Genomic DNA, 23,234 nt, shown 5'->3' with positions numbered 1-23,234 from the left:
GTTGCTGGGTACTGGTGGCATATACAAGCGAAACGCGCCGGTTACACATACGCAATTAAACGGGATATGCAGGAATTGTTATATGTATGAGAAGCTAACCGAAAAAGAATTTTGCGACGGATTAGTGGGTATTCAATTTTGTTTCGTGTACAATTATAGGAACAAACATTCGAAGGAGCTAGCGAAATGGCAAAAAAGAAGTCTAAATTTATGTGCAGCAGCTGTGGCTATGAAGCAGCAAAATGGATGGGGCGCTGTCCTGGCTGTGGCGAATGGAATACGATGAATGAAGAAGTCGAAGTCATCTCAAAAGGGCCACGCGGGGCGTTCCAGCATTCTACAACGGCTACAAAAGCAACCCCTATTATTCATGTGGAAGTACAAGAAGAAACACGTATCGCTACAGAGATGAATGAATTTAATCGTGTACTCGGAGGCGGTATTGTACCAGGTTCACTCGTGCTGATAGGCGGTGATCCGGGTATCGGGAAATCGACATTACTACTGCAAGTATCTGCACTTCTTTCTAATCAGGGAAAACGTGTTTTATATATATCCGGTGAAGAATCTGTACGTCAGACGAAGCTGCGTGCTGAACGTTTAGGTGTACATACACCGGAGCTTTATATTTACTCGGAAACAAATCTGGAATTTTTAAATCAAACAATCGATGAAGTCCAACCGAAATTTGTCATTGTCGATTCGATTCAAACGGTGCACCATCCGGAAGTTACTAGTGCGCCGGGCAGTGTGTCACAAGTACGTGAATGTACAGCAGAATTAATGCGTATTGCAAAAACAAAAAATATCGCTATTTTTCTTGTTGGTCACGTTACAAAAGAAGGACAGATTGCCGGTCCGCGTATTTTAGAACATATGGTAGATACGGTGCTTTACTTTGAAGGGGAACGTCACCATAACCACCGGATTTTACGCAGTCAGAAAAACCGTTTTGGTTCTACAAATGAAATTGCAATTTTTGAAATGCTCCATGGGGGATTAAAGGAAGTATTGAATCCGTCCGAGCTGTTCTTACAGGAACGTTCACAAGGTGCCCCTGGTTCAACAATTGTTGCATCGATGGAAGGGACACGCCCAATTTTGGTAGAAATACAGTCGCTTGTTACACCAACCAGTTTCAATTATCCGAAGCGTATGGCAACCGGGGTTGACCAAAACCGTGTTCAGCTTTTAATGGCGGTATTGGAAAAACGTATGGGCATGATGCTTCAGGCACAGGATGCGTATATAAAAGTTGCGGGTGGGGTGAAACTGGATGAGCCTGCGATTGATTTAGCTGTCTTAACAAGTATTGTATCAAGCTTTAAAGATCAGACAGTACGTCCGACAGATTGTTTTATCGGTGAAGTGGGTTTAACGGGTGAAGTACGTCGTGTTTCCAGAATTGAGCAACGTGTACAGGAGGCGGCAAAGTTAGGGTTTAAACGCGCCTTTATTCCAGCTTCTAATATTGGGGGCTGGGAATTCCCGCCGGACATACAAGTCGTCGGTGTCGAAACAATCAGTGATGCACTGCGGGAATCTTTTCAAAATTTATAGTGAACGGATTCATAATAATTCGCACAAGAAAGAGGCATGGGAAGTTAAAAATTTCCATGCCTCTTTAAATTATGCCTTTACCGTTTTTTCTTTCTTTAAAAATGCTTCTCTTGTGAAAATACCAAAAGGCTTTCCAATCGGTAAGAAATTGAAGCCGAAATGCTTGTTCAATACATTAGCACCTGCACCGTAAAGTGATAAAAGAGCAATGATTAATTCAGAGTATGCTGCTAATAAATGCATACCGTGCTCCATAATTCCAAATGAACTTAATGCCAGACCAATAAATAAGAAGTCGATCATTACAAAGATCGCGAATAGAACTTTATTTGTTTCAGCTGCACCAATCGTCATAAATAGGGTAAAGATTAAATAACCTAAATACACAACACCGAGCTGAGATGTATCAACAGATGCCTGTAATGTTGCACCAAATACACCGGCTTGAACGAACCAGCTCATACCTACACCCATCCAGAATAAACCGTATGCGCCGAATGCAGTCGTACCGAATGTATTATTATGTTTTGAGTCTAAGACAGATGCGTAAAATTGTGCAATACCACCTAAAAATATTGCCCAAGGAATAACCAAACCTAAGCCCTCTGTCCAGCCTAACTTTTGAGTGGAAGCAACAAATGTTACAATCGCCAAACCGAATAGACCGATTGCAGACGGATCAGCAGTAGTAATTTTTACTTCTTTTGCAGTATTCAAAACGTATTCTCCTCTTCTATGTTAAAATTTTCTATTATATTAATATAATATATTCATTAGTTTGTTTAAGCTACAGGGAACGGAAATTTAGAATGAAGTACGTCATTATTGAATTAATATCACGCAAATCTAACTAAAAAAAATAGGGAATAATCTAAAAAAATGGTTAAAATCCTAATATTGGAATTCAATTGGCGTTTGTTGTTTATTTACCCTTGCTTTTGGTACCTGGGCTTCGCATGAATGAAACTTTAGATGTATAATTATTACTTGGAGGTGAAACAAATGTTGAAGAAAATAATTCAAGTAGCATTTTTATTTATCGGTGGAGCATTAGGCCTCATTTTCTTACCGCCATTATATGCATTCATGAACTTATCATCCAATCCTTGGCTTAATAATCCATATTTCAGTGTTGCGATAGGTGCTGCTTTGTTATTCGTTTTATCGTTTGCATTATCTGATTACTTTGTAAAATTAATTACTTGGTTAGAGGAAGTATTATTCAAATTGCCTGCAGCGGATTTATTATTCGGTACGCTCGGTTTAATCGTAGGATTATGTGTAGCAACATTGGTCGGTGTCGCGATCAATCAAATGAACATTCCGGTTATTACCGCTGTTGTTCCTGCTATTTTATCCATTGTTCTTGGTTATCTTGGTTTCCGGCTAGGTTTTAGTAAACGGGATGAGCTGTTGCAGATTTTTTCCGGGAAATCGACGAAAAAGCGTCAGAGTGACGGTTCTGTCAAGGAAGTTCAGGATCAGGAGCAGTATAAATTACTTGATACAAGTGTCATTATTGATGGCCGTATTGCTGATATTTCAGCAACAGGGTTTGTTGAAGGGGTTTTAGTTGTACCTCAGTTTGTATTGACGGAACTACAGCATATCGCGGATTCATCTGATACATTGAAGCGTACGCGTGGTCGCAGGGGTCTAGATATTTTAAAAAGGCTTCAGGACGAACGTGCGTCGAAGGTACTTATTACGGAAGTTGATTTTGAAGATGTGTCTGAAGTGGATTTAAAGTTGGTTCGATTAGCCAAAAACATGAGTGCCCAAATACTGACGAATGATTTTAACTTAAATAAGGTCTGTGAACTGCACCGTGTACAAGTATTGAATATTAATGATTTGGCAAATGCGGTGAAACCGGTCGTAATTCCGGGTGAAGATATGCAAGTCGTAGTCATTAAAGACGGGAAAGAACACAATCAAGGTGTGGCCTATTTAGATGACGGTACAATGATTGTAGTAGAAGGCGGCCGAAGCTATATTGGCCAGGCGATTACAGTGACGGTAACGAGCGTACTTCAAACATCAGCAGGGCGTATGATTTTCGCCAAGCCAAAAGAGGATTAGGATGTGAAGCATTTTGCGTTATGAAGTCGTTTTGCCGGCAGCAGGAAGTGGAAAGCGCATGGGTGCCGGGCAAAATAAATTATTTTTAAACTTAGCGGATAAACCGATTTTAGTTCATACACTTCTTGTTTTTGAACATGATGAAAACTGTACAGGAATTTGGCTTGCCGTAAAAGATGAGGAACGGCCATTTATCCAGGCGCTCATCGAAAAACATAATATTACAAAAGTAAAAGGCCTGCCGACAGGTGGTGAAGAACGCCAACATTCAGTGCATTCGTGCATAAAAGAAATGAGTGCAGTGGATGTTGTCCTTGTTCATGATGCTGCAAGACCTTTTATTACTATTCCGAAAATTACCGAACTTGCAAAAGTCGCTTATGAAAAAGGAGCGGCTATTGCAGGAGTTCGTGCGAAGGATACGATGAAGGTCGTCCATAACGGTCTTATTAAAGAAACCGTTGACCGGGAGTCTTTATGGATGGTTCAAACACCACAAGCGTTCCGTTATGATTTACTGGCAGAAGCTGAGGATGTAGCTGAAAAGGTGGGTTTTTTAGGAACGGATGAAGCGATGCTCGTGGAGCGTTTAGGACATGATATTCATATTGTGGAATGCAGTTATGAAAATGTAAAAATGACAACGCAGGAAGATCTGATTTTTGGGGAAGCTATTTTAAAACAACGAAAATAGAAGATACCTTGAAAAGAAAATAGGTTTGCGAGGCTTTTTTCGGACAAGTTGATTATACTAATGATAATGAGATTACCAGAAAGAAGGTGAAGGCTAGTTTACTTTGTAGGCTAGCAACGATATGTTTCGAATTGGACAAGGGTTTGACGTTCACGAATTTGCAGAAGGACGTCCATTAATTTTAGGTGGTATTACAATTCCACATGAGCGCGGTTTAGTAGGTCATTCAGATGCCGATGTACTTTTACATACAGTAACAGACGCGGCATTAGGTGCGATTGGTGAAGGGGATATCGGCCGTCACTTCCCTGATACAGATCCGGAGTGGAAAGATGCAGATTCAGCGAAGTTACTTGAACACATCTGGAAGATGGTTGAAGAGCGCGGATATAAATTAGGCAATGTGGATTGTACGATTATGGCACAGCGTCCGAAAATGGCCCCATATATTTCACAGATGCAAAACCGTATCGCACAACTACTGAATGCGGAACCTTCGCAAGTAAATGTAAAAGCGACAACAACAGAGAAGTTAGGTTTTGTTGGCCGTGAAGAAGGAATTGCAGCAATGGCAACGATTCTTTTAGTAAAAGCATAAAGTGCGATAAAATTGAGGGCGTGTGTCAAAAATCGGCACACGCTACTTTAATTTAATAACTTACAGTGGTAGAATGGTTAAAGTTTAAAAGACATCTATTGTGCCGATATTGGACAATATAATGTCCGTTCATATCCATATAAAAGTAAATTTTTTATATGCGGAAAAGGTCGAGCGTTTTGACGCTAAAATTAGGAGGCAATATTATGACGAAAACAGTTCGCGTTCGTTATGCACCATCGCCAACAGGATTCTTACATATCGGTGGCGCACGTACAGCATTATTCAATTATTTATATGCAAAACATCACAACGGTACTTTTGTAGTACGTATTGAAGATACAGATATTGAGCGTAATGTAGAGGGCGGGGAAGCTTCTCAACTTGATAACTTACGCTGGTTAGGCATTACACCGGATGAATCGATTGATATCGGTGGCCCATATGCACCTTACCGTCAAATGGAACGTCTTGATATTTATAAAGAGCATGCAGAAAAAATGCTGGAAAACGGACAAGCGTATAAATGTTTCTGTACTTCAGAAGAGCTTGAAGCATCACGCGAAAAACAAAAAGCACAAGGTGTTGCTGCACCTGCATATGATGGTAAATGCCGTCATTTAACAGCTGAGGAAGTTGCTGAAAAAGAAGCTGCTGGTATCCCGCACACAATTCGTATGCGTGTTCCTGAAAATGTTACGTATCAGTTCACGGACTTAGTTCGCGGTGAAGTATCGTTCGAATCAAAAGATATCGGCGACTGGGTACTTGTAAAAGCAAACGGTATTCCAACATACAATTATGCGGTAGTGCTGGATGATCACTTCATGGAAATCACACATGTATTCCGTGGAGAAGAGCATTTATCAAACACACCAAAACAAATGATGATTTTTGACGCATTCGGATGGGAATATCCGCAATATGGTCATATGACATTAATCGTAAATGAAGAGCGTAAAAAATTATCAAAACGTGATGAGTCAATCATCCAGTTCGTTACACAATACAAGGACCTTGGTTACTTACCGGAAGCGATGTTTAACTTCTTTGCATTGCTTGGCTGGTCACCGGAAGGAGAAGAGGAAATCTTCTCACATGACGAATTTGTAAAGCTGTTTGATGAAAAACGCTTATCAAAATCACCATCTATGTTCGATAAAACAAAACTAACATGGATGAACAACCAATACATTAAAAAAATGTCTCATGAAGAGGTAGTTGCTTTAGCATTGCCACACTTGCAAAAAGCGGGCTTACTTCCAGAAGAGCTGTCAGAAGAGCAACATGCATGGGCTTCTGATTTAATCGCGCTTTACCATGAGCAAATGAGCTTCGGTGCAGAAATCGTAGAATTATCGAGCCAATTTTTCACAGAAGAAATTGCATATGATGAAGAAGCAAATGAAGTGTTAGCGGGTGAAACTGTGCCGGCTGTTATGGCTTCATTTAAAACTCAATTAGAAGCTTTAGAAACTTTTGATGCCGCTTCAATTAAAGCAGCGATTAAAGCTGTACAAAAAGAAACGGGTATAAAAGGTAAAAATCTGTTTATGCCAATCCGTGTTGTGACGACTGGTCAAACACATGGTCCGGAATTACCGAATGCCATTGCTTTAATCGGTAAGGAAAAAACAATTGCCCGTGTTGAAAAATTTGCAAAGTAATCCATTATGTAAATAGGGAGCTTACTTAACAGTTCTCTAGAATGGATAAAATGATTGATTTTTCTGAAAATAGATGTAAAATGAATATAATTCTATAAGTGATAGCACGTTGAGAAGGAGAAGTACGCTGCGCACCCCTTATTAGAGAGGATCACCACCGGCTGAAAGTGATCCAGGTTAAGGCAAAGCTGAAATGCACCTTTGAGTATTTAACTGAATTTGAAGTAGGTTAAATCGATTTGTCCACGTTACAGGACTTTAAGCGGAAAAAGTATGCTACTTTTTCAACCAGAGTGGAACCGCGCATCTAGCGTCTCTGTCACCTTCTTTAGGTGATGGAGACGCTTTTTTCATTGGAATGACAAATTAACCCAATACACATCGAAAAGAGCACTATGAAAAAGGAGAGGCAATATGACGATTCAAATCTTCAATTCGTTGACAAGACAAAAAGAACCATTTATTCCGTTGGAGGAAGGCAAAGTAAAAATGTATGTATGCGGACCGACTGTATACAATTACATTCATATTGGGAATTCCCGTCCGGTAATCGTCTATGATACAGTACGTCGCTATTTACAGTATGCAGGCTATGAGGTGAAATTCGTTTCGAACTTTACCGATGTGGATGACAAAATTATTAAAGCAGCAAATGAATTAGGTGAAGAAACTTCTGTCTTAACAGATCGCTTTATCGCTGCTTACTTTGAAGATATTACGGCGCTTGGATGCCAAAAGGCGGATGCCCATCCACGTGTAACAGAGCATATGGATGATATTATCGAGTTCATAAAAGTGCTGATCGACAAAGGCTACGCATATGAATCCCAAGGCGATGTTTATTATCGTACACGTAAATTCAATGGCTACGGTAAGTTAAGTCACCAATCTATCGATGATTTAAAAGTAGGAGCACGTATTGAAGCCGGCGAGAAAAAGGAAGACCCGTTGGATTTCGCAGTATGGAAAGCGGCGAAAGCAGGCGAAATTAAGTGGGCATCACCATGGGGAGAAGGACGTCCAGGATGGCATATTGAGTGTTCTGTAATGGCACGTGAGCATTTAGGTGATACAATCGATATTCACGCAGGCGGACAGGATTTAACATTCCCTCACCATGAAAACGAAATTGCCCAATCTGAAGCGCATAATGATAAAACATTCGCGCGTTATTGGATGCATAACGGCTATATTAATATTGATAATGAAAAAATGTCAAAATCACTGGGCAACTTTATATTAGTGAATGATATCCGCCAGCAAATTGACCCGCAAGTGTTGCGTTTCTTTATGCTGTCTGTTCATTACCGTAATCCGATCAACTTCGCTCAGGATTTAGTGGAAGCAGCGAAAAATGGTTTAGACCGTATTCGTACATCTTATACGAATGTGGAGCACCGTCTCACATCTTCTGCAAGTTTAGGGGATAACAGTGAGCAATGGCTTGAAAAAATTGGACAGATTAAAGTTGATTTCGAAAACGCGATGAATGATGACTTTAATACAGCAAATGCGGTTTCGGCGCTATTTGAACTTTCCCATATTGCCAATGTGTATTTAAACGAAGCAAATACGGATAAAGAAGTATTGCAGGCAATTTTAACGATGTTTGATACAATTGGAAATGTACTAGGTATTCATATAAAAGTAGAAGCAGGCTTACTCGATGAAGAAATTGAGGCATTAATCGAGGAACGTAATCAAGCCCGCAAAAACCGTGATTTCGCTCGTTCAGATGAAATCCGTGACCAGCTGCTGGGCATGGATATTGTGCTTGAAGACACTCGTCAAGGTACACGCTGGAAACGAGGACAGTAAATGCAAAATTTAACACCACATGATGTCATACAGCTAAATGCACTGGCGCTCGCTTATATGGGCGACGCCGTGCTGGAACAAAGAATTCGGGAACATTTAATATTGTCGGGCCGCGCAAAGCCTAACACATTGCATAAAGAGGCAACAAAATATGTTTCGGCCAAGTCCCAGTCCAATATTGTACATCGTATGATCGAAGAAAATTATTTAACAGAAGAAGAGCAAGCTGTTTTCCGTAGAGGACGCAATGCCAAATCAGGATCTGTTCCGAAAAACACAGATGTACGCACATATCGTAATAGCTCAGGATTTGAGGCGGTTTTAGGCTTCCTATTCCTCAGCAATGAACATCATCGCGCAAATGAAATAATCGATTACGCAATCGAAATTGTCGAACAGGCAAAAGGAGTGTAACTATGGCAGAGAAAAGACAGCCAAATCGTAAACCAAGAGATTTTAAAGGGCGCGATAAAAAAGCAGATACTTTTAAAACTCATGAGAAAAAGCAACAAGAAAAACCGCAATCTGCCCAGGAAGAAGTAACAGGAGAAATGATTGCAGGAAAAAACCCGGTACTTGAAGCACTTCGCTCCGGCCGTGAAATCAATAAGTTATGGATTGCTGAAGGCGTTAAGAAAACGGGTGTACAGGAGTTAATGGACTTAGCGAAGGAGCAAGGTGTCCTCGTGCAGTTTGTACCAAAGCAAAAAGTTGATAAGCTTGCAGAAAATCATCAGGGGATTGTGGCATCGGTCGCGGCATATGACTATGCAGAATTGGATGATTTATTTAACGTAGCGAAGGCAAAAAACGAAGACCCGTTCTTTTTAATATTGGACGAGTTGGAAGATCCGCATAACTTAGGATCGATTATGCGTACGGCAGATGCGATCGGTGCACACGGTATCATTATTCCGAAGCGTCGTGCAGTAGGTTTAACAGCAGTAGTTGCTAAAGCTTCCACAGGTGCTATCGAGCATGTACCTGTTGTGCGTGTGACCAATTTGGCCCAAACGGTGGATGAGCTAAAAGACCGCGGTGTATGGATTGCCGGAACAGATGCAAAAGGTTCGGCAGATTATCGTAAAATGGATGCAACATTACCGCTTGCATTAATTATTGGTAGTGAAGGTAAGGGAATGAGCCGTCTTTTAAAAGATAAATGTGACTTCTTATATCACTTACCGATGGTTGGTCATGTAACATCATTGAATGCTTCCGTAGCAGCGGCATTACTTATGTATGAAGTGTACCGCAAACGACAAGAAGCTAACGGATGAGGTCATGCAGAACATATTGCTAGTAGACGGCTATAACATGATCGGTGCATGGAGTGAGCTTCGTCCGTTACGCGAGCCTCACTTCGAAGATGCGCGTGATCGGTTAATTGAACGAATGGCGGAGTATAAAGCGCATACAGGCTGGCGTGTTATTGTTGTATTTGACGCGCATCTTGTTCCGGGCACTGAACAACTTTATATTCAGCATGCCGTGGAAGTGCTTTATACACGTAAAAACGAAACAGCGGACGAGCGCATTGAAAAATTATCGAACGAATTAAAAGGGCGAAAAATCCAAATACACGTCGCAACATCCGATATGACTGAACAAAATGTTGTATTTGGTCATGGTGCATTAAGAAAATCGGCACGTGAGCTTGAAATTGAAATGCAAATTATTCAATCTAAAATTTCATCCAAAGTAAAAGAATCGACCGAGGAAAAACCGGCCTCAAGAATCAAGCTATCAAAAGAAGTGGAACTACAGTTTGAAAAATGGAGAAGAGGGCTCAAGTAATAGATTGCCCGTTATTTCCAATTAAGTTATACTATTCCTAATTATTCTAGCGTAACTGAGGTGATTTTCATTGCTTAAAAGTGAGAAGTTACAAATGGTACTACGTTTTGAACATTTGACAGATGAAGAGCTTGTAGAACAAGTGCATCTAGGCAATACAGATGCGTTAGATTTTTTAATTTCAAAATACCGATTGTTTGTTAAGGCGAAAGCACGGTCGTATTTTTTAATTGGTGCGGACAAAGAAGATATAATTCAAGAAGGAATGATTGGCTTATATAAAGCGATTCGGGATTTTAAAGAGGACAAGCTTGCGTCATTCCGTGCCTTTGCAGAACTTTGCATTACACGGCAAATTATTACGGCAATTAAAACAGCTACTAGACAAAAGCATATTCCGCTAAATTCATATGTTTCTTTAGATAAGCCAATTTACGATGAAGAATCAGAGCGCACACTGATGGATATTATTACGAGTCCTATTTCGGACGATCCTGAGTATTTGATGATTAATCGCGAAGATTATCTTTATTTGGAAGAGAAGATGGGTGAAGTATTAAGCGAACTCGAACAGCAGGTGTTGGTTCGTTATTTGGAAGGACAATCCTATAATGAAATTTCTGAAGAATTGGATCGACATGTAAAATCCATTGATAATGCATTACAGCGGGTGAAGCGCAAATTGGAGCGTCATCTTGAACTAAAAGAAATGACTTAAACACCATGAGCCTTTATTGACAGTGGGAAATTTAGGTGTTAGTCTTTAAAGGACAAACTGCCGAAAAGGTGATAAACATGGCAAAGAAAGTCGTTTTAAGTTGTGAAAAATGTGGTTCAAGAAACTACAGTGTCCCGAAAAAAGAAGGGGCAAGCGAGCGTTTAGAACTGAAGAAATTTTGCTCTCACTGTAATGAGCATACAATGCATAAACAAACGTTATAAATGAAAATAGATTAATTCGTTGTTCGGAGGTTAGGCAAAGATGAGTAAAGTAACAAACTTTTTACAAGAAGTCGGCTCAGAAATGCGCAAAACAAGTTGGCCGAAAAGTAAAGAGTTAACGAAGTATACGGTAGTAGTAGTTTCTACAGTTATCGTAATGGCGTTATTCTTTACAGCAATAGATTTAGGAATCTCAGAATTATTCCGTTGGTTCTTGTCTCTGTAAGCTATATCATGTTAATATTTCGAAATAGCCCGTCCATGCCATATAACGGGTTTTTTCATTTGTTAAAAAATGCTGACAGCTTAATTTAAAGAAATAGATTATTGAAGTTTTGTGATCAGGGAAATATATACCCTACACACATAATGTAAAGGAGGGACGGACGATTTAGTCCTACCTATATGGAGAAAAATTGGTATGTAGTTCATACGTATTCCGGTTATGAAAACCGAGTAAAAGCAAATCTTGAAAAACGCGTGGAAACGATGGGAATGCAAGATAAAATTTTCCGTGTAATCGTAGCTGAGCATGAAGAAATCGATGTAAAAGAAGACGGCAAGAAAAAAGCGGTAATGCGTAAAATCTTCCCGGGTTACGTTTTAGTAGAATTGATTATGACAGATGACGCCTGGTATGTCGTTCGTAATACACCTGGTGTGACAGGATTTATCGGTTCTTCGGGCGGCGGTGTAAAACCAACTCCTTTATTACCGGAAGAAGCGGAACGTCTGCTTGCACAAATGGGTATGAACGAATCCTTATTAGGTGAAGTTGAGATTTCTGTTGGTGAAGTTGTAGAAGTTCTAGAAGGACCATTTGCACATTTCCAAGGTCGCGTAGAAGAAGTAGATGTCGACAAAGCAAAATTAAAAGTTCTTGTTGATATGTTCGGTCGCGAAACAGTAATGGAGCTAGACTTTAACCAAGTTCAAAAAATATAGAATTATTTATACTTGATTAAGCAATTTAAAAGTGTTATCATTTCAAAGGTCAGACTGTCCAAGTTTTGGGCGTGTGATTATAATTAGTTTTAATGTTATCGGCAAGTTAGCTGACGAACAGATATTTGAGTGGGAGGGGTAACCCAATTACCACATCACGGACTTAAGGAGGTGTGTCTCGTGGCTAAAAAAGTTATTAAAGTTGTAAAACTTCAAATCCCTGCTGGTAAAGCAAACCCAGCGCCACCGGTTGGTCCTGCATTAGGTCAAGCAGGTGTAAACATTATGGGATTCTGTAAAGAATTTAACGCTCGTACTGCTGATCAAGCTGGTCTTATCATTCCAGTTGAAATTTCAGTATTTGAAGACCGTTCATTCACTTTTATTACGAAAACTCCGCCAGCTGCAGTATTACTTAAAGTAGCTGCTGGTATCCAATCTGGATCTGGTGAACCAAACCGTAAAAAAGTTGCAACGGTTAAACGTGATAAAGTTCGCGAAATCGCTGAACAAAAAATGCCAGACCTTAACGCTGCTTCAGTTGAAGCTGCTATGTTAATGGTTGAAGGTACTGCGCGAAGCATGGGTATTACGATCGAAGACTAATCCCATCTTCAACACTTGATGATGTTTTTGTTTTTGGAAGGTTGCTGCACTCGGATACTTGTTTGATGAGTGCGCAACCTTTATTCGTGGGAGGTCAAATCCGTTACAACCACAATCAAGGAGGAAATTATAATGGCTAAAAAAGGTAAAAAACTGCAAGAAGCAGCTAAATTAATCGACCGCGCTACTTTATACTCTGTTGAAGAAGCAGTAGCATTAGCGCAAAAAACAAGCACAGTAAACTTTGATGCAACTGTAGAAGTAGCATTCAAATTAGGTATCGATACTCGTAAAAACGACCAACAAATCCGTGGTGCGGTAGTATTACCACACGGTACTGGTAAAACTCAACGCGTATTAGTTTTCGCTAAAGGCGAAAAACTTAAAGAAGCAGAAGCTGCTGGCGCAGACTATGTAGGCGATGCAGAATACATCCAAAAAATCCAACAAGGTTGGTTTGATTTCGATGTAATCGTTGCAACTCCTGACATGATGGGTGAAGTTGGTAAATTAGGTCGTGTATTAGGTCCTAAAGGTTTAATGCCAAACCCTAAAACAGGTACAGTTACATTTGACGTAACAAAAGCAATCGAAGAAATCAAAGCTGGTAAAGTAGAGTACCGTGCTGAAAAGTCTGGTATCATCCACGCACCAATCGGTAAAGTTTCTTTCGAGACAGAAAAATTAGTAGAAAACTTCTTAGCTGTATTTGAAGTAGTTCAAAAAGCTAAGCCAGCTGCAGCAAAAGGTACTTACATGAAGTCTGTAAACGTTACAACTACAATGGGTCCTGCTGTAAAAGTTGACGCTGCTAACGTAACAGTTAAATAATTTCCGATTTTTTAAAAATCGTAAAATAAAATTTGTTGACAACGCACCTCTTACTTGGTAAGATGAGTGCTGTTGTGAATCATCCATTTGTACCGTAGACAGTAGGGGTGCCATACGCACTTAATGATCCTACCGAGGACATAGGAGTTCGGATTCTTTTTAAGATGATGTACTTTCAGCCTCTATGTCTATTTTGATATAGAGGCTTTTCTTTGTCGGTATAAATGACTCATTCTAATAGGAGGTGTCATCATGAGCAAAGCAATCGAAACTAAAAAAGTTCAAGTTCAAGAAATCGCTGATAAATTCTCTGCTGCTGGTTCTATCGTAGTAGTAGATTACCGTGGTTTAACAGTAGCACAAGTAACTGAATTACGTAAGCAATTACGTGAAGCAGGTGTTGAGTTCAAAGTTTACAAAAACACTTTAACTCGCCGTGCTGCGGAAGCTGCTGGTTTAGAAGGAATCAATGAATTCTTAACTGGTCCTAACGCTATCGCATTCTCTAACGAGGACGTAGTAGCTCCTGCTAAAATTATTAACGAATTCGCTAAGAAAAACGAAGCGTTAGAAATTAAAGCTGGTATTATCGAAGGTACTGTGGCATCAGTTGAAGACGTTAAAGCTCTTGCAGAACTTCCATCTCGCGAAGGTCTATTATCAATGCTTTTATCTGTACTTCAAGCTCCAGTGCGCAACTTCGCACTTGCAACAAAAGCTGTTGCAGAACAAAAAGAAGAGCAAGGCGCTTAATAGCAGCCTCATAACTTCAAAAATCAGGCAAACTGCCTAAAACTAATAAACATTCCATAGGAGGAAATTAAAATGAACAATGAGCAAATCTTAGAAGCTATCAAAGCTATGACAGTTCTAGAGTTAAACGATTTAGTAAAAGCAATCGAAGAAGAATTCGGTGTAACAGCTGCTGCTCCAGTAGCAGTAGTTGCTGGCGGTGCTGCTGCAGCTGAAGAAAAAACTGAGTTTGATGTAGTATTAGCTTCTGCTGGTGGAGAAAAAATTAAAGTAATCAAAGTGGTTCGTGAAATCACTGGTTTAGGCTTAAAAGAAGCTAAAGAAGTTGTTGATAACGCTCCTAAAGCTCTTAAAGAAGGCGTTTCTAAAGACGAAGCTGAAGCTATCAAAGCTAAACTTGAAGAAGTTGGCGCTTCAGTAGAAGTTAAATAATTTTAGTTTAACTTTAATTGCTAAGCTATGAGCTTAGTTTAATAAGGAAAGCTCGTCACAATTTTGCGGCGGGCTTTTCTTTATTAACTTTTGTGGATATGAAAATATTGATTTTTATAGTAACCCACATGAAAAGACATCATTTTGCACAAATTAGCGCAAAATGTATTTTTTCTAAGGAGGCGTGTTGCATGTCTGAACATTATTATTCAAATAAGCCTCAAACTGAGAGTAAACCACGCCAATGGAAATTCACTTTATTAGGCAATACATTTACGTTTGAAACGGATACGGGTGTATTCAGTAAAAGCGAAGTAGATTTTGGTTCCCGTGTACTAATCGATGTGTTTGAAATGCCTAAAATTGATGGTGTTTTGCTTGATGTAGGTTGTGGCTATGGACCAATCGGATTATCGATTGCAAAAAACAACCCTGATCGTGAAATTTACATGATGGATATAAATTCACGAGCGGTTAGTTTGTCTCAAAAAAATGCCCAGCTTAACGGGGTTCAAAATGTACGTATTTTTGAAAGCGATGGATTAGCGGCTGTAGAACCTGGGACGAAAGTAGCTGCTGTATTAACAAATCCTCCGATTCGTGCCGGTAAAGAAACGATCTTTAAGTTTTATGACGGTGCATATGAATTGTTGGAGGAAAATGGTGAGCTGTGGATTGTTATTCAGAAGAAGCAAGGCGCTCCATCAACTATGAGTCATTTAGAAGAAATGTTTTCAGAAGTAGATGTCGTTGAGAAGAAAAAAGGATATTGGATTATTCGTGCAAAAAAATAAGTAAGATTAGTTTCCAATATTGACTTGACAAATCGAATATGATAACATAATAAAATGCAAAATTATTATTTTGAGGTAGTATGCCCTTTTGCATTAAATATTCAAAGTTACGGGTATACTGCTAAGAATAAGTTAAGTTTAACCGAAAATGAGGTTTAAAAAAAGTCTCGTTTTCTTTTTGTCTTTCGAAATCATACACTATTTGTATGTTTTTGCAAAGACCTATTATCGCTTTATTGAGGGGTGAATGAGTTGACAGGTCAACTAGTTCAGTACGGACAACACCGCCAGCGTAGAAGCTTTGCGCGTATTAGTGAGGTGCTGGAACTTCCGAATCTAATCGAAATCCAAACAGCATCTTATGAGTGGTTCCTTGAAGAAGGGTTGCGCGAGATGTTCCACGACATTTCTCCAATCGAAGATTTTACAGGTAATCTTTCATTAGAATTCGTCGACTATACTTTAGGAGAACCTAAGTATGATGTGGATGAATGTAAAGAGCGTGACGTTACTTATGCTGCACCATTACGTGTAAAAGTACGTTTGCACAACAAAGAAACAAACGAAGTGAAAGAGCAAGACGTCTTTATGGGTGATTTCCCATTAATGACGGAAACAGGTACGTTTATTATTAACGGTGCTGAGCGTGTAATTGTTTCACAGTTAGTTCGTTCTCCAAGTGTATACTTCCACGAAAAAACGGATAAAAACGGTAAAAAAGGCTTTGGTGCAACGGTTATTCCAAACCGTGGTGCATGGCTTGAATATGAAACAGATGCTAAAGACGTTGTTTATGTACGTATCGATCGTACACGTAAATTACCAGTAACGGTACTTTTACGTGCATTAGGTTTTGGCTCGGATCAAGAAATTTTAGATATCATTGGCGACAATGAATATTTACGTAATACGTTAGAAAAAGATAACACGGAAGGTACTGAAAAGGCCCTTCTTGAAATCTATGAACGCTTACGTCCAGGTGAACCACCAACAGTTGAATCTGCGAAGAACTTATTATATTCTCGCTTCTTCGATGCAAAACGCTATGATTTAGCGAATGTTGGTCGTTACAAAATGAACAAAAAGCTTCATATCAAAAATCGTTTATTCAACCAAACGATTGCAGAAACGTTAGTGGATCCTGATACAGGGGAAATTATCGTAGAAGCAGGTACATTATTAGACCGCCGTAATCTGGATAAGTTAATTCCATATTTAGAAAGTGGTGTCGGTTTCCGTACATTAAACCAAGTTGGTGGTGTATTGGAAGATGATATTACAATTCAGTCGGTTAAAATCTTTGCACCAAATGATGAAGCGCAAAAAGAAATTAATGTTATTTCAAACGCCTATGTAGATGAAGAAGTGAAAAATATTACTCCAGCCGATGTATTGGCATCAGTATCATACTTCTTCAACTTATTATATGACGTTGGTAACACAGATGATATTGACCATTTAGGTAACCGTCGTTTACGTTCTGTTGGCGAATTACTACAAAATCAGTTCCGTATCGGTTTATCTCGTATGGAGCGTGTAGTACGTGAGCGTATGTCAATTAACGACACAGCAGCAATCGTACCACAGCAATTAATCAATATCCGTCCTGTTATCGCTTCAATTAAAGAGTTCTTTGGTAGCTCTCAATTGTCTCAATTCATGGACCAAACAAACCCGTTAGCAGAATTAACGCATAAGCGTCGTCTGTCTGCATTAGGGCCTGGTGGTTTAACACGTGAGCGTGCTGGTATGGAAGTACGTGACGTTCACTACTCTCACTATGGTCGTATGTGTCCGATCGAGACGCCTGAGGGACCAAACATCGGTCTTATTAACTCATTATCTTCTTTCGCAAAAGTAAACAAGTTTGGCTTTATTGAAACTCCTTACCGCCGTGTTGATCCAGAAACAGGTGCTGTAACGAGTGAAATCCATTACTTAACTGCTGACGAAGAAGATAACTATGTAGTAGCACAAGCGAACTCAATCCTAAATGAAGACGGTACTTTTGCGAATGAAGAAGTTGTTGGACGTTTCCGTGGTGACAACACTGTATTCTCTAAAGACCGCATCGACTACATGGATGTATCGCCTAAACAAGTAGTATCTGCTGCGACAGCATGTATTCCGTTCTTAGAAAACGACGACTCAAACCGTGCGTTAATGGGAGCGAACATGCAACGTCAAGCTGTTCCATTACTATATCCAAACGCACCATTCGTTGGTACGGGTATGGAGCACGTAGATGCACGTGATTCTGGTGCTGCTGTAGTTGCCAAATTCGATGGTATTGTTGAACATGTAGAAGCGCGTTCAATTCACGTACGTCGTATTGAAGTAGTAGATGGCAAAGAAGTTAAAGGCGATTTAACAAAATATAAATTACAAAAATTCATTCGTTCTAACCAAGGTACTTCTTATAACCAACGTCCAATCGTAAAAGTTGGCGACCGTGTAAAACCTCGTGATATTTTAGCTGATGGTCCATCTATGGAAAAAGGCGAATTAGCACTTGGTCAAAACGTACTTGTTGCGTTCATGACATGGGACGGCTTCAACTACGAGGATGCTGTAATTATGAGCGAACGCCTTGTTAAAGACGATGTATATACTTCTGTTCATATTGAAGAATATGAATCAGAGTCTCGTGATACAAAGCTTGGACCTGAAGAAATCACACGTGATATTCCAAACGTGGGTGAAGATGCACTTCGTAACTTGGACGACCGCGGAATTATCCGTATTGGTGCAGAAGTTCGCGATGGTGACATTCTAGTAGGTAAAGTTACGCCTAAAGGAGTTACAGAGTTAACTGCGGAAGAGCGTTTATTACATGCTATCTTTGGTGAAAAAGCGCGTGAAGTACGTGATACGTCTCTACGTGTACCACACGGAGCTGGCGGTATCATTTTAGATGTAAAAGTATTCAACCGTGAAGACGGCGATGAATTACCACCAGGTGTAAACCAATTAGTTCGTGCTTATATTGTTCAAAAACGTAAAATCCGCGTTGGTGACAAAATGGCCGGACGTCACGGTAACAAAGGTGTAATTTCTCGTATCTTACCGGAAGAGGATATGCCGTTCATGCCGGACGGAACTCCAGTTGATATCATGCTTAACCCACTAGGGGTACCTTCACGTATGAACATCGGACAAGTTCTTGAGCTACACCTAGGTATGGCTTCACGCTACTTAGGTATTCATATGGCTTCACCAGTATTCGATGGTGCCAACGAAGCCGATGTTTGGGAAACGATGGAAGAAGCTGGTATGAACCGTGATGGTAAAACAATTCTTTATGATGGACGTTCAGGTGAGCCATTCGATAGCCGTGTTTCTGTTGGTATCATGTACATGATCAAACTAGCGCACATGGTTGACGATAAACTTCATGCACGTTCAACTGGACCTTACTCATTAGTAACGCAACAGCCGCTTGGTGGTAAAGCACAATTCGGTGGTCAGCGCTTTGGTGAGATGGAGGTTTGGGCACTTGAAGCATACGGTGCAGCATACACGTTACAAGAGATTTTAACTGTAAAATCGGATGACGTTGTAGGTCGTGTGAAAACATACGAAGCAATCGTAAAAGGTGAAAGTGTTCCAGAACCAGGTGTTCCAGAATCATTTAAAGTATTAATTAAAGAACTTCAATCATTAGGTATGGATGTGAAGATGCTTACAATCAATGACGAGGAAGTGGAATTACGCGACCTTGACGATGAAGATGAAGTAGCTGCACCTGTCGAACGATCTAATGATAAAGAAGAAGACCCAGTAGAATCATTTGAATAACTTCAATTGAATCGGGCAGGTATATGCCCTGCCCGATTTTTCTTATATTTTAGATGCAAGTTTCATTATGGCCTAATATGAAATTTTGTAAGTGTAGAGCTACATTAAAAGTCATTTACGACTTATAACTAAAGGGAGGTAGGCTCCTTGATCGATGTTAATGAATTTGAATATATGAAAATTGGTTTAGCTTCACCTGACAAGATCCGTTCTTGGTCATACGGAGAAGTAAAAAAACCAGAAACAATTAACTACCGTACATTAAAACCAGAAAAAGATGGTCTATTCTGTGAACGTATTTTTGGACCAACTAAAGACTGGGAATGTCACTGTGGTAAATATAAGCGCGTACGTTATAAAGGTGTCGTTTGTGACCGCTGTGGCGTAGAAGTAACGCGTTCGAAAGTTCGCCGTGAACGCCAAGGACATATCGAACTAGCAGCACCTGTATCACATATTTGGTACTTCAAAGGTATTCCAAGCCGTATGGGTCTTATTTTAGATATGTCTCCACGTGCATTGGAAGAAGTAATTTACTTTGCTTCATATGTAGTAATCGAGCCAGGTCAAACGTCTTTAGGCTATAAAGACTTACTTTCTGAAAAAGAATACCGTGCATACCGTGAAAAGTATGGCAGTGAATTCGAAGCAGCAATGGGTGCTGAAGCGATTAAACGTCTTTTAGAAAAAATTGACTTAGAAGATGAAACACAAGTTTTAAAAGAAGAGTTAAAATCTGCACAAGGCCAACGCCGTACACGTGCGATTAAACGTTTAGAAGTAGTAGAGTCATTCCGTAACTCAGGCAACAAACCAGAGTGGATGATTTTAGATGTACTACCGGTAATTCCACCAGAGCTTCGTCCGATGGTGCAATTAGATGGTGGACGTTTTGCTACATCTGACTTAAATGACCTTTACCGTCGTGTTATTAACCGTAACAACCGTTTAAAACGTTTACTTGACCTTGGTGCACCAAGCATTATCGTTCAAAACGAGAAACGTATGTTACAAGAAGCGGTTGACGCATTAATCGATAATGGTCGTCGCGGTCGTCCTGTAACAGGTCCTGGTAACCGTCCTTTAAAATCACTTTCACATATGCTGAAAGGGAAACAAGGTCGTTTCCGTCAAAACTTACTTGGTAAACGTGTAGACTACTCTGGTCGTTCGGTTATCGTAGTAGGTCCTAACTTAAAAATGTACCAATGTGGTCTTCCAAAAGAAATGGCAATCGAACTATTCAAACCTTTCGTAATGAAAGAGTTAGTAGAGCGTGGCCTTGCCCATAACATTAAGAGTGCAAAACGTAAAATTGAGCGTTTACACAATGAGGTTTGGGACGTATTAGAAGATGTAATTCGTGAGCATCCGGTATTACTTAACCGTGCACCGACATTACACCGTCTTGGTATCCAAGCATTCGAGCCTACACTAGTAGAAGGCCGTGCAATCCGTCTTCACCCATTAGTATGTACAGCTTATAACGCTGACTTCGATGGTGACCAAATGGCGGTTCACGTTCCCTTATCAGCTGAAGCACAAGCAGAAGCCCGTTTACTTATGTTAGCAGCGCAAAACATCCTTAACCCGAAAGACGGGAAACCGGTAGTAACTCCATCTCAGGATATGGTATTAGGTAACTATTACTTAACACTTGAGCGTGAAGGTGCTCGTGGTGAAGGAGCAATATTTAATGATTCAAACGAAGTGTTAATCGCCTACCAAAACGGTCATGTACATTTACACTCTCGTATTGCGATTAAAGCAAGTTCATTAAATAACCCGACATTTACAGAAGAACAAAATAAAATGTTCTTATTATCGACTGTAGGTAAAGTAATCTTCAATGAAATTTTACCACGCTCATTCCCTTATATTAATGAGCCTACTTCAGTCAACTTAGAGCAAAAAACACCTGAAAAATACTTCGTGAACTTAACAATTGACGAAGAGTTACTGAAAGAAATCGAAGCAACAGAAGGCTATGCTGATTTATCTGAATCAGAAAAAATTGAAGCACAACGCCGTGCTATGTTAGCGAAGCACTTCACAAATATGCCTGTAGTAGATCCTTTCCGTAAAAAATTCTTAGGGAATGTAATTGCTGAAGTATTTAAAGAGTTCCACATTACAGAAACTTCTAAGATGCTTGACCGCATGAAAAACTTAGGTTTCAAATATTCTACTCGTGCAGGTATTACAGTAGGTGTATCTGACATCGTCGTATTACCGGATAAAGGCGTAATCCTTGAGGAAGCCCAAAGCAAAGTAGATAAAGTAATGATCCAGTTCCGCCGTGGTTTAATTACTGAGGAAGAGCGTTATAACCGAGTTATTAACGTATGGACAGCTGCGAAAGATGAAATTCAAGGCAAGCTGATGAAATCTTTACAAAAAACTAACCCGATCTTCATGATGTCTGACTCTGGTGCCCGTGGTAACGCATCAAACTTTACACAGTTAGCTGGTATGCGTGGTCTGATGGCCAACCCGGCTGGTCGTATCATCGAGTTACCAATCAAGTCTTCATTCCGTGAAGGTTTAACAGTATTAGAGTACTTCATCTCTACACACGGTGCGCGTAAAGGTCTTGCCGATACAGCACTAAAAACTGCCGACTCAGGTTACTTAACTCGTCGTTTAGTTGACGTAGCACAAGATGTTATCGTTCGTGAAGACGACTGTGGTACTGACCGCGGTTTATTAATCGGTTCATTAATGGAAGGAAACGAATTGATTGAAGCGTTAGACGAACGTATTGTTGGTCGTTACGTGAAGAAAACAGTTCGCCATCCAGAAACAGGAGCGGTTATCGTAGAGCGTGATGGTTTAATTACACAAGATATTGCTCGCGTAATCGATGATGCAAATATCAAAGAAATTACAATCCGTTCTGCATTTACATGTAATACAAAACACGGTGTATGTAAAAAATGTTACGGTATGAACTTAGCTACTGGTGAAGGGGTAGAAGTTGGTGAAGCAGTTGGTATTATTGCTGCACAATCTATCGGTGAACCAGGTACACAGTTAACGATGCGTACATTCCATACTGGTGGGGTAGCCGGAAACGATATTACACAAGGTCTTCCACGTATCCAGGAAATTTTCGAGGCGCGTAACCCTAAAGGTCAAGCAGTCATTTCTGAAATTACTGGTACAGTAGTAGAAATTGAAGAAATTCGTGAAGGTCTTAAAGAAGTAACAATCCAGGGTGATGTGGAAACACGTAAATACCAAGCACCTTATAACGCGCGTCTAAAAGTAGCAGAAGGCGACACAATTATAGCGGGTCAAACATTGTCTGAAGGTTCTATCGATCCGAAGCAATTATTAAAAGTTAAAGATGTATCGACAGTTCAAGAATATTTATTAAAAGAAGTACAGAAAGTATACCGTATGCAAGGGGTAGAAATCGGAGACAAACACATCGAAGTAATGGTTCGCCAAATGCTTCGTAAAGTGCGTGTGATTGAAGCAGGTGACACTGAGTTATTACCAGGTTCACTTCTTGATATTCACCAATTCTCTGAGGCGAATGCTGAAGCCGTACTTAGCGGTAAAACACCAGCAACTTGCCGTCCTGTCATTTTAGGTATTACAAAAGCTTCTCTTGAAACAGAATCATTCTTATCAGCTGCATCATTCCAAGAAACAACACGTGTGTTAACGGATGCTGCAATTAAAGGTAAACGTGATGAGCTTCTAGGTCTGAAGGAAAACGTAATTATCGGTAAACTAGTTCCGGCTGGTACTGGTATGCAACGTTACCGTCAAATCCGTATGGAGCAAGAAGAATCAGCAGAAGTAATTACAGCTGAATAGCAGTTATATAATGAAGAGATCCCGTCAGAGACCATTCTCTGACGGGAGATTTTCTTGGAAATTTCCTTGGAATAAATATTAATCAACAT

At 40.0% G+C, this 23,234-nt stretch carries 21 protein-coding genes and 2 other annotated features; of the genes, 20 read left to right on the top strand and 1 reads right to left on the bottom strand.

Annotated features, from left to right (window positions below):
- The first annotated feature begins 186 nt into the window (after window positions 1-186).
- On the top strand, window positions 187-1,560 hold the full coding sequence (gene radA / locus MHH37_RS20560) for a DNA repair protein RadA (protein WP_008407021.1): 1,374 nt from the start codon (window positions 187-189) through the stop codon (window positions 1,558-1,560).
- A 69-nt stretch (window positions 1,561-1,629) separates the two neighbouring features.
- Here the strand turns inward: radA and MHH37_RS20555 are convergent, their stop codons facing one another.
- Window positions 1,630-2,277, bottom strand: a complete 648-nt coding sequence (locus tag MHH37_RS20555) for a GPR1/FUN34/YaaH family transporter (protein WP_008407020.1) — start codon at window positions 2,275-2,277, stop codon at window positions 1,630-1,632.
- Window positions 2,278-2,562: 285 nt separating this feature from the next.
- On the opposite strand from MHH37_RS20555, the gene MHH37_RS20550 reads away from it, so the two are divergent.
- The 19 genes from MHH37_RS20550 to rpoC all read left to right on the top strand — a co-directional run bounded on the left by MHH37_RS20550 (window position 2,563) and on the right by rpoC (window position 23,145).
- On the top strand, window positions 2,563-3,642 hold the full coding sequence (locus tag MHH37_RS20550) for a PIN/TRAM domain-containing protein (protein ID WP_008407019.1): 1,080 nt from the start codon (window positions 2,563-2,565) through the stop codon (window positions 3,640-3,642).
- Window positions 3,643-3,655: 13 nt separating this feature from the next.
- On the top strand, window positions 3,656-4,336 hold the full coding sequence (ispD, locus tag MHH37_RS20545) for a 2-C-methyl-D-erythritol 4-phosphate cytidylyltransferase (protein ID WP_342574454.1): 681 nt from the start codon (window positions 3,656-3,658) through the stop codon (window positions 4,334-4,336).
- Window positions 4,337-4,457: 121 nt separating this feature from the next.
- Complete coding sequence (gene ispF / locus MHH37_RS20540; RefSeq protein WP_008407014.1) at window positions 4,458-4,934, top strand: 2-C-methyl-D-erythritol 2,4-cyclodiphosphate synthase; 477 nt, start codon at window positions 4,458-4,460, stop codon at window positions 4,932-4,934.
- A gap of 206 nt (window positions 4,935-5,140) precedes the next feature.
- On the top strand, window positions 5,141-6,601 hold the full coding sequence (gltX, locus tag MHH37_RS20535; protein ID WP_342574453.1) for a glutamate--tRNA ligase: 1,461 nt from the start codon (window positions 5,141-5,143) through the stop codon (window positions 6,599-6,601).
- A gap of 100 nt (window positions 6,602-6,701) precedes the next feature.
- Window positions 6,702-6,922, top strand: a binding site (T-box leader).
- A 93-nt stretch (window positions 6,923-7,015) separates the two neighbouring features.
- Window positions 7,016-8,419: a cysteine--tRNA ligase gene (cysS, locus tag MHH37_RS20530; protein WP_342574452.1), complete on the top strand. Its 1,404-nt coding sequence runs from the start codon at window positions 7,016-7,018 to the stop codon at window positions 8,417-8,419.
- On the top strand, window positions 8,420-8,833 hold the full coding sequence (locus MHH37_RS20525) for a Mini-ribonuclease 3 (protein ID WP_008407010.1): 414 nt from the start codon (window positions 8,420-8,422) through the stop codon (window positions 8,831-8,833).
- Window positions 8,834-8,835: 2 nt separating this feature from the next.
- Window positions 8,836-9,699, top strand: a complete 864-nt coding sequence (gene rlmB, locus MHH37_RS20520; protein ID WP_008407007.1) for a 23S rRNA (guanosine(2251)-2'-O)-methyltransferase RlmB — start codon at window positions 8,836-8,838, stop codon at window positions 9,697-9,699.
- Between the two features lie 4 nt (window positions 9,700-9,703).
- Window positions 9,704-10,216, top strand: coding sequence for an NYN domain-containing protein (locus MHH37_RS20515; protein ID WP_342574448.1), 513 nt, complete (start codon window positions 9,704-9,706; stop codon window positions 10,214-10,216).
- Between the two features lie 94 nt (window positions 10,217-10,310).
- The gene (gene sigH, locus MHH37_RS20510) at window positions 10,311-10,934 is read left to right on the top strand and encodes an RNA polymerase sporulation sigma factor SigH (protein ID WP_169797433.1); all 624 of its coding nucleotides are present in this window, start codon (window positions 10,311-10,313) and stop codon (window positions 10,932-10,934) included.
- A 77-nt stretch (window positions 10,935-11,011) separates the two neighbouring features.
- Window positions 11,012-11,158, top strand: a complete 147-nt coding sequence (gene rpmG / locus MHH37_RS20505; protein ID WP_039967164.1) for a 50S ribosomal protein L33 — start codon at window positions 11,012-11,014, stop codon at window positions 11,156-11,158.
- 40 nt (window positions 11,159-11,198) lie between these two features.
- On the top strand, window positions 11,199-11,384 hold the full coding sequence (gene secE / locus MHH37_RS20500) for a preprotein translocase subunit SecE (protein WP_008407002.1): 186 nt from the start codon (window positions 11,199-11,201) through the stop codon (window positions 11,382-11,384).
- Window positions 11,385-11,563: 179 nt separating this feature from the next.
- On the top strand, window positions 11,564-12,103 hold the full coding sequence (gene nusG, locus MHH37_RS20495; protein ID WP_008407000.1) for a transcription termination/antitermination protein NusG: 540 nt from the start codon (window positions 11,564-11,566) through the stop codon (window positions 12,101-12,103).
- Window positions 12,104-12,283: 180 nt separating this feature from the next.
- Window positions 12,284-12,709: a 50S ribosomal protein L11 gene (gene rplK, locus MHH37_RS20490; RefSeq protein ID WP_008406998.1), complete on the top strand. Its 426-nt coding sequence runs from the start codon at window positions 12,284-12,286 to the stop codon at window positions 12,707-12,709.
- A 132-nt stretch (window positions 12,710-12,841) separates the two neighbouring features.
- Complete coding sequence (gene rplA, locus MHH37_RS20485) at window positions 12,842-13,540, top strand: 50S ribosomal protein L1 (RefSeq protein ID WP_008406997.1); 699 nt, start codon at window positions 12,842-12,844, stop codon at window positions 13,538-13,540.
- A 74-nt stretch (window positions 13,541-13,614) separates the two neighbouring features.
- Window positions 13,615-13,760, top strand: a sequence feature (ribosomal protein L10 leader region).
- A 32-nt stretch (window positions 13,761-13,792) separates the two neighbouring features.
- The gene (rplJ, locus tag MHH37_RS20480) at window positions 13,793-14,293 is read left to right on the top strand and encodes a 50S ribosomal protein L10 (RefSeq protein WP_008406995.1); all 501 of its coding nucleotides are present in this window, start codon (window positions 13,793-13,795) and stop codon (window positions 14,291-14,293) included.
- 72 nt (window positions 14,294-14,365) lie between these two features.
- Complete coding sequence (rplL, locus tag MHH37_RS20475; protein ID WP_008406994.1) at window positions 14,366-14,725, top strand: 50S ribosomal protein L7/L12; 360 nt, start codon at window positions 14,366-14,368, stop codon at window positions 14,723-14,725.
- Between the two features lie 191 nt (window positions 14,726-14,916).
- The gene (locus tag MHH37_RS20470) at window positions 14,917-15,519 is read left to right on the top strand and encodes a class I SAM-dependent methyltransferase (RefSeq protein WP_008406993.1); all 603 of its coding nucleotides are present in this window, start codon (window positions 14,917-14,919) and stop codon (window positions 15,517-15,519) included.
- A gap of 243 nt (window positions 15,520-15,762) precedes the next feature.
- Entirely contained in the window at window positions 15,763-19,317 is a 3,555-nt protein-coding gene (rpoB, locus tag MHH37_RS20465) for a DNA-directed RNA polymerase subunit beta (protein WP_173364513.1), read from the top strand.
- A 147-nt stretch (window positions 19,318-19,464) separates the two neighbouring features.
- Window positions 19,465-23,145 carry a DNA-directed RNA polymerase subunit beta' gene (rpoC, locus tag MHH37_RS20460; protein WP_342574447.1) on the top strand — a complete coding sequence of 1,227 codons (3,681 nt, stop codon included), beginning with the start codon at window positions 19,465-19,467 and terminating at the stop codon, window positions 23,143-23,145.
- The last annotated feature ends 89 nt before the right edge of the window (window positions 23,146-23,234 follow it).

It is taken from the genome of Solibacillus sp. FSL K6-1781 (assembly GCF_038630735.1).
Lineage (GTDB): Bacteria > Bacillota > Bacilli > Bacillales_A > Planococcaceae > Solibacillus > Solibacillus silvestris.
This window is presented reverse-complemented; position numbering and strand designations above follow the sequence as displayed.

Excerpts from the sequence above, each read along its gene's own strand:
- radA (WP_008407021.1), top strand. The coding sequence starts at position 187 with ATGGCAAAAAAGAAGTCTAAATTTATGTGCAGCAGCTGTGGCTATGAA.
- MHH37_RS20550 (WP_008407019.1), top strand. The coding sequence starts at position 2,563 with ATGTTGAAGAAAATAATTCAAGTAGCATTTTTATTTATCGGTGGAGCA.
- ispF (WP_008407014.1), top strand. The coding sequence starts at position 4,458 with ATGTTTCGAATTGGACAAGGGTTTGACGTTCACGAATTTGCAGAAGGA.
- gltX (WP_342574453.1), top strand. The coding sequence starts at position 5,141 with ATGACGAAAACAGTTCGCGTTCGTTATGCACCATCGCCAACAGGATTC.
- cysS (WP_342574452.1), top strand. The coding sequence starts at position 7,016 with ATGACGATTCAAATCTTCAATTCGTTGACAAGACAAAAAGAACCATTT.
- MHH37_RS20525 (WP_008407010.1), top strand. The coding sequence starts at position 8,420 with ATGCAAAATTTAACACCACATGATGTCATACAGCTAAATGCACTGGCG.
- rlmB (WP_008407007.1), top strand. The coding sequence starts at position 8,836 with ATGGCAGAGAAAAGACAGCCAAATCGTAAACCAAGAGATTTTAAAGGG.
- MHH37_RS20515 (WP_342574448.1), top strand. The coding sequence starts at position 9,704 with ATGCAGAACATATTGCTAGTAGACGGCTATAACATGATCGGTGCATGG.
- sigH (WP_169797433.1), top strand. The coding sequence starts at position 10,311 with ATGGTACTACGTTTTGAACATTTGACAGATGAAGAGCTTGTAGAACAA.
- rpmG (WP_039967164.1), top strand. The coding sequence starts at position 11,012 with ATGGCAAAGAAAGTCGTTTTAAGTTGTGAAAAATGTGGTTCAAGAAAC.
- secE (WP_008407002.1), top strand. The coding sequence starts at position 11,199 with ATGAGTAAAGTAACAAACTTTTTACAAGAAGTCGGCTCAGAAATGCGC.
- nusG (WP_008407000.1), top strand. The coding sequence starts at position 11,564 with ATGGAGAAAAATTGGTATGTAGTTCATACGTATTCCGGTTATGAAAAC.
- rplA (WP_008406997.1), top strand. The coding sequence starts at position 12,842 with ATGGCTAAAAAAGGTAAAAAACTGCAAGAAGCAGCTAAATTAATCGAC.
- rplJ (WP_008406995.1), top strand. The coding sequence starts at position 13,793 with ATGAGCAAAGCAATCGAAACTAAAAAAGTTCAAGTTCAAGAAATCGCT.
- rplL (WP_008406994.1), top strand. The coding sequence starts at position 14,366 with ATGAACAATGAGCAAATCTTAGAAGCTATCAAAGCTATGACAGTTCTA.
- MHH37_RS20470 (WP_008406993.1), top strand. The coding sequence starts at position 14,917 with ATGTCTGAACATTATTATTCAAATAAGCCTCAAACTGAGAGTAAACCA.